Raw genomic sequence first — 6,435 nt, 5'->3', positions numbered from 1 at the left:
GGATATAGATACTTTTATAAAAAAATAAAGGATGTTTTATAAAACATCCTTTATTGGTCACAGACCGTAGTCAAAACTATGCGATTTAGTGCATTGCATTTAGCTTTCAGCTTCTAAAAACCTTTGTGGCTTTGATAGATTTGTAAGAATGTCAAACAAAGTTCTGTACTTCCACCCAGGTAGACTTTAGTCTGCTTTAAAACACTATGGACTGAAAGTCCATAGTGTTTTTTTATAAATTATTTTTCAATAGCATATTTAGTCCCTCCCCATCTGTTAAAATAGTAAGCTCCAGATTCTATATCAACAAGATAATTTTTTACCTTGTTTCCTGAAAAATTCACTTTTAAATCATATTTAGTATTTCCATATTCATTGGTTCTAAACCCAAGCACTAAACCTTCTAGTTTTAGATCCTTTCTAATATCAAAATTCTTAACTAATTTAGATGTATTTCTTGATGTTAATAATTCATCCTTAATAATTATTTTAACAGGATTAACTTCTATTCTATCTAAGTTGTTTAGGTTTTTTAAACCTAAATCATTTATAACTATAGCAATATCCTTTGAAGGGGTTCCTTTTTTTGCATAGTCCTCAAATATTTTAGCAGCTTGTTTATAAATCATTTCATCTGTTATCTCAATACGTTGATCTTCATTAAAGATATTATAAAAATAAAGTACTACTTTTTTCTTTGAACCTAAAACATTTTTAAAACTATTCAAATCAATATTACTATAGTGTTCTTTATAAGCTGGATACAAAATACCTTCTTTTGGCAAATTATTTATACGATAATCATCAATAGTTGAGTAATAGTTTTTTTGAGCATATTGATTAGTATTTTCATTTAATATAAATTCATTAGAAAGTACTAATATGTTTTCTTGATTCTGAATACTAGGGTTTTCAAATAAATTTTTTATAGCGTTAAAAGATTGTTTTATATATTGATCCTTTATAGTTATTGATGTGTCAGTCCTTTCTATGTTAAAAACAGCAGTATTTATTTTAATATATAGTTTTTTAGAAGTTAAGTCTCTCCATATTCCAGTCCATCCTTTGGCTTTTAGTTTATTTTTAGCTCGAACACTATTAAATAACAGAAAGTCTTGTACTTCAAATACTGTTTTAACTTTAGTTTTACTGTCAAAATAGTAGTTACAAAGATACTTACGTCCAAATATTTGACCTGCCCAAGGTCTTTTTATATTAGAACACTCACTAAAGTGACTAGTGTTTTTTGGAAGTGCTGGTCCCTCAAATTCAGATGGATCCCAAGCTCCTGAATCTCCACCAGGAGTCATAATCATTTTTCCTGCTGGGATTAAATCTTCAATATTAGGAACATAAGAAGTGATATAATTATTAACTTTATTTAATCCTATAGGAACAGATAAATCAGAATTTTTATCCAAAAACTCTTCTAGATTATTGACTTTATCTTTATGAACAATAAATAATCCTTTAGGAGTATACATATAGATTGAATCGTTTAACTGAACTTGTCCTTTATAGTTTAAGACAGCCCCTAATTCTTCATTCTGTAGAAAGTTATCATCATCATCATCAATGTCATCATCAACATCACTAACACTATTGTTTTCTGAATTAAAATTGGTTTTTAAAAAAGTTGAAGACACATTATTTAATTTACTTTCAGTCATAGACAATACAGACAAAACTTTTTTTTCATCTTTAATATCTTGTGAAACATATAACGGAGAAAACCCCTTAGTATAGTTGTCTAGAAAAAAATTTTCATTAGACTCTTCATTTTCTATAAACTTTCGTATAGAACTTCTATCCCCTATAAAAACTAAGATTTCTTTTTCAGAATCATATTTAATAGTTTTTTTATGAGGTTTCATTTTTCCTTCGGAAAAAGAATTATCATCTTTTTTACACCCTACAAAGATAATGGCGGTAAAAAATAAAACACTTACAATTTGTCTCATACAAATAAATTTTTTATTAACTTTAACAAAGTTAACAAAATTAATAATACTAAAAAAACAACTAATGAGGTATATTTTAGCTTTCTTTTTGTTTAGTTTGTGTGTTTTTTCGCAAAATGACAATTCTATTAACAAATTAACAGTGTCTGCTGGATTCCAAGGAATAGAAATGACATATGGTTTAAATTTAACAGAAGAAATCGCTTTAGGGACAAGTATTGGTCTTGGAGGGGGGTATTCTATAGAAGATCAACATCTTGAATATAAGATTAATTTTAGTGAATATATACCTTTCTTAAAAAGTAATTTAGGATGGTATTATAATGAAAGAAAAAATAATTATGTTTCTTTTCAAACAAAATATTCTTTCGGCAGGGGGAGTGATGTTGATTATAATAAATTGATTTTAAATGAAATTCATTGGGGTATGAATAGAAAAATCTCAAAAAATGTATTATTTAATTTTCATTTAGGTTTTGGAGATGCCTATGATTTTGATACAAAAAGTAATAGAATTACTCCAACTATTGGGGTAACATTAAAATACTCTATTTTGTAAGTTAATAGTAAATGATTTGAAATAAAAAAGCTCCTGAACTCACTCAGGAGCTTTTTTATTGGTCGCAGACTATAGTTAAAACTACGCACTTTAGTGCATTTAGCTTTCAACTTCTAAGAACCTTTCGGCTTTTATAGCTTTGTAAGAATGACAAACAGAGCTCTTTAATGAAAGTTCAGTTATGTTAATAGTGTGGTAACTGTTTTAGGCGATATTAAGTTCTGTATTCCACCCAGGCAGACTTTATTTTAAATCATTTATCTAATTTCTTCTCCTTTGCTTCTATGAAGTTTCTTTCTTTTATGCTATCAATCAGCTTTTCGTGTATATCTAAATGCTTTTGATATATAACTCTGTGATACTCTACATCCTTTCTAAGCGAAGATATATATTCCTCTGAAGAACTAACCAATTGTTTGAGCATTGGGTATTCTGTGAGCCTTTTTTGAAACTCCTCATATTCCTCATTTGTAAAAAATTCCGTTATTCCCTCGAGGTCTTTTTCTTCTGTCGTTTCATTGTCGCTTTGATGTCGTGAGATTATTAGATTAAAAACATCTTCGTTTATAAATGTTTTTCCATTCTCAACAATAGTAAGGCTTTCGAGGTGTCTTTGTGCTGTTCTTAGGCTGACGCCAAGTGTCGCCGATATGTCGCTTGTTGTGTATTTCATAGTTGAAATTTAGCATATTATTTTTGAAAACTACCCAACACATCAGCAAGACTTTGGCTTTCACTTGTTCTTTTTTCTTTCATCACCTTTTCAGCTTTCGTTTTCTTTTCCTCTTTAGCTATTTTTACGTCATTTAAAAGAATTTTAAGCGATTTTATAACATACCCCTTCGGATTTATAGTTTCGCTTGCAAATCGCCTTAAATCGGCTAATTTGTCTATTAATTCGCCTTTATCTAAGACTTGGTAAAGCTCCTCGAATAAATCGCAGTTGTTTTTTATCTCTTTATCAGTAAAACCATATTGAGCCATTAAGTACTCCTTATCCGTTGGCTCAAGATAAAAGCGTGTTGACATCTGTTTACCTAATTTCTTAGCTTTTAAGCCTTGATTTTCTTTACCTGCTTGGTAGATAGGGATAAATTGTAAAGACGTTATTTTTCGCCCCGTTTTGAGGGGTTTGTAAATGAATGTATAAGGGCTTTTTTCGTCAAGTTCCTTTTTTGCAGGTTCTACCACATAGCGTAAAAAATCAGCAGTAAGTTTGTATTTATTGGTAATACAAAACATTTCTTTAAGTTCCTCAATGCTGTAATTAATGGGTTTAGCTTGGTTCGAAAACAACTCATAAAAACGCATTGAATATTCACTTTGAAAACTCATAGCTGTTACCAGTTCGTATTTTCTATATCCTTTTGAGAAGTCCATAAGGGCATTATATATGAAGTCAGCCACATAAAAAGTAACAGAGTCAGCCCTTGAATAATCCATTTTAACATTAAACACTATACCCGAAGCCCTCCATTGCTTATTGGCTTTATCGTCATAAGTGATAATCTTTTGAGAAAGAGTTTCAAAAGCCTTTTTTATACGAGCGTGGTTTTTGTCTTTATCCTCATCAGTTAAAAATGTAGATAAAGGAATTATATACTGATAAGAATCGTAAAGAGTAGGGTTTACAGCGTGTTTAGCGTTTAATTGCTTGCCCTCCATTAAATACTGATTAAGTTCTATAATGCGGTACAAAATACGTTTTTCATATACTGAGTAATCATACTTTGCAGTTGTAAGTATGTAGCTTTGCAGTACTTCTTTGTCAGTGATTTTCATAGTTATACGTTTCTATTATGAGATTATGAATACAAATATAAGTAAAAATATGAGTTACAAAACAAAACTCATAGTTAGTATTCAAAAACTCATATTTAAAATGTTAAAAGAGTATTCAAAAACTCATAGTTAAGTATTCAAAAACTCATAGTTCAGATTTTTTAAATCTTTGGGAACACCAATAAAATAAGGCGTTCCGAGAGATTTATAAAAAGCTGGATAAGTTATAATCTATAAGCTATGATTAATTTATTTATAATTATAGTCTTTTTAAAGGAGTTAATGTATTGAAAATCAATACATTGTGTCATTTTATCAGTAATGAAAGAAAAAAATCAAATCAAATCATACCTAAGTAAACAAGGGCGCGCGATACATCGAAAACTTATGTGTATTGATTATCAGAGTGTTAGTAATTTAACTACGAGTTATTGAATACTAAATCTTTTAAAATCGTGTTTAGTGAAGTTCGTTAATTGCTCGCTGAACCAATGGAGGAAATTTTTTCCTTTATTGGAGAAGTGAAATATAAATTAATTGACAAATAGAAAAGTTAACGCCTGAAACCTTTTGATATTTTAGTTTTAACTTCTTCTGATAGCTTTATAAATTGTTGCTTAGTTTCCTTTAAAAAGGCATATAGTTTGTTTTCATAAGCATCTCTATCCTTTGTTATTTTTTGTAGTAATTCCCATACAGAACCTTTAAAAAGTGGGTGTATAGGTGGAATGTATTTTCGAATATACTCATCTGTATTGAGTGGATTTTCTCCGTTACTAACGTCCTTTTTTATTTCCTTTTTTATTTTTTCAGTAGCAAGGTTTAATCTATGTATTAGAATGCTATTTGCTACTTTTTCAGGATTTAAAAGGAATTCATTTACAAGTTCTTCAGAAGAGTTAATTACAGATGTTAGAGTTTTTATATCGCTTTGAAGTTCTATTACTTTCTTTGAAGCTTGTTCATTTAGCGTTTTAAGTTGTTTTTCTACCCTTAAACGCTTTCTTTCTTCTTCTTGATACTTTTTATTAGCTTTGTTTTTTTCGTCCTCTAAAAGCACCCTATAGGTTTTTATATCTTCTTGAAGTTTTTCAATAGTTGCCTCTTTGTCTACTGAAGAACCAAAGAGTGTTCTTTTCTCTACGACTTCAATAGGTTGATTTATTTTTAAAGCAATTTGGTTTTCTCTTCTACGATATTCGTCTAAACTTTCGTGTTTTGCAGCAGATCCTAATTCTCCTCTTTCTAAACCAAATGGCTTCATATATTCTGCATACCTGGTTTGCTTTTTTTGAAGTGCGAATTTATCTCCCATTACTTCTTTAGCAGAGAGTTTACCCTCCTGGGTTAACGGAATTGTGATAGCGTGTATGTGTGGGGTTTTTTCATCCAGGTGTAATGAGAACCTAACAATGTTATCTGTGCCGTATTGCTCTTTTAGAAATTCAAAATTAGCTTTTATCCAAGCTTCTTTTTTCTTTTCATCAGAGAATATGGATATCATATCTTCATGAGTTCCGGAAAGAATATGAGAGAGGAAGCGAACGGCATCCGTTCTTATCTTTCTTTTGCCGTTATAGCCGTCTTTAATTCGTGCTTCTATAGCTTCGGGCAGTTCCATATTGCAGTATTTATTTACTGCATAGTTTTGATTTAAATCTCCTCGAGATAAATCTGCGTGTGGATAGGTGTGTTCTTTTCCTTCAGTTCTGTCGATGTGGTGTCCTAATCCTCCGGAACTGTCCAAACCTTTTTCAACGTGATATGCTACTTTTCCCATTTTCTTTTTTTGCTTTTCGATTTTCATTAGGGGTTGAAAACCCCTACCCCCACGAAGTGGGTAACCTCGTAGAGCCTACACTTATTTTTGACGTCAGGAAAAAAATAAGTATAGTAGGTTATACTTATAGGTAAACCGTAAGTCGTAGCAAGGTACAAAAAAAGCGTATTTCAGATTTAGTGAAATACTACTGTTTTACAGAATAAAACAAACAACATTTTTTAAAAATCTAATAATACTCAAAATAGGATTGAGATTGTTATTATAATTTAACCCTTAGTATATGTACATCAAGTGAGGATATAGATACTTTTATAAAAAAATAAAGGATGTTTTATAAAACATCCTTTATT

Annotated in this window: 5 protein-coding genes; 1 reads left to right on the top strand and 4 read right to left on the bottom strand. The window is 30.1% G+C overall.

Translation table 11 applies throughout. The annotated features are described in order from the left end of the window. Positions 1-239: 239 nt before the first annotated feature. Entirely contained in the window at positions 240-1,961 is a 1,722-nt protein-coding gene (locus tag AABL81_RS13360) for a hypothetical protein (protein ID WP_341341309.1), read from the bottom strand. A 64-nt stretch (positions 1,962-2,025) separates the two neighbouring features. On the opposite strand from AABL81_RS13360, the gene AABL81_RS13355 reads away from it, so the two are divergent. Next, entirely contained in the window at positions 2,026-2,520 is a 495-nt protein-coding gene (locus AABL81_RS13355; protein WP_341341308.1) for a hypothetical protein, read from the top strand. A gap of 253 nt (positions 2,521-2,773) precedes the next feature. On the opposite strand, the gene AABL81_RS13350 is transcribed toward AABL81_RS13355, so the two are convergent. From AABL81_RS13350 to mobV, 3 genes are all read right to left on the bottom strand, one after another. After that, the gene (locus AABL81_RS13350; RefSeq protein ID WP_341341307.1) at positions 2,774-3,193 is read right to left on the bottom strand and encodes a hypothetical protein; all 420 of its coding nucleotides are present in this window, start codon (positions 3,191-3,193) and stop codon (positions 2,774-2,776) included. Positions 3,194-3,210: 17 nt separating this feature from the next. After that, positions 3,211-4,302 carry a replication initiation protein gene (locus AABL81_RS13345; RefSeq protein WP_341341306.1) on the bottom strand — a complete coding sequence of 364 codons (1,092 nt, stop codon included), beginning with the start codon at positions 4,300-4,302 and terminating at the stop codon, positions 3,211-3,213. Positions 4,303-4,855: 553 nt separating this feature from the next. Continuing rightward, positions 4,856-6,082 carry a MobV family relaxase gene (mobV, locus tag AABL81_RS13340; protein ID WP_341341305.1) on the bottom strand — a complete coding sequence of 409 codons (1,227 nt, stop codon included), beginning with the start codon at positions 6,080-6,082 and terminating at the stop codon, positions 4,856-4,858. Positions 6,083-6,435 lie beyond the last annotated feature (353 nt).

It is taken from the genome of Myroides sp. C1519 (assembly GCF_038039755.1).
Taxonomy (GTDB): Bacteria; Bacteroidota; Bacteroidia; order Flavobacteriales; family Flavobacteriaceae; genus Flavobacterium; species Flavobacterium phaeum_A.
Note: the sequence above shows the minus strand (reverse complement) of the source record. Positions and strands in the feature narration are given on the sequence as shown.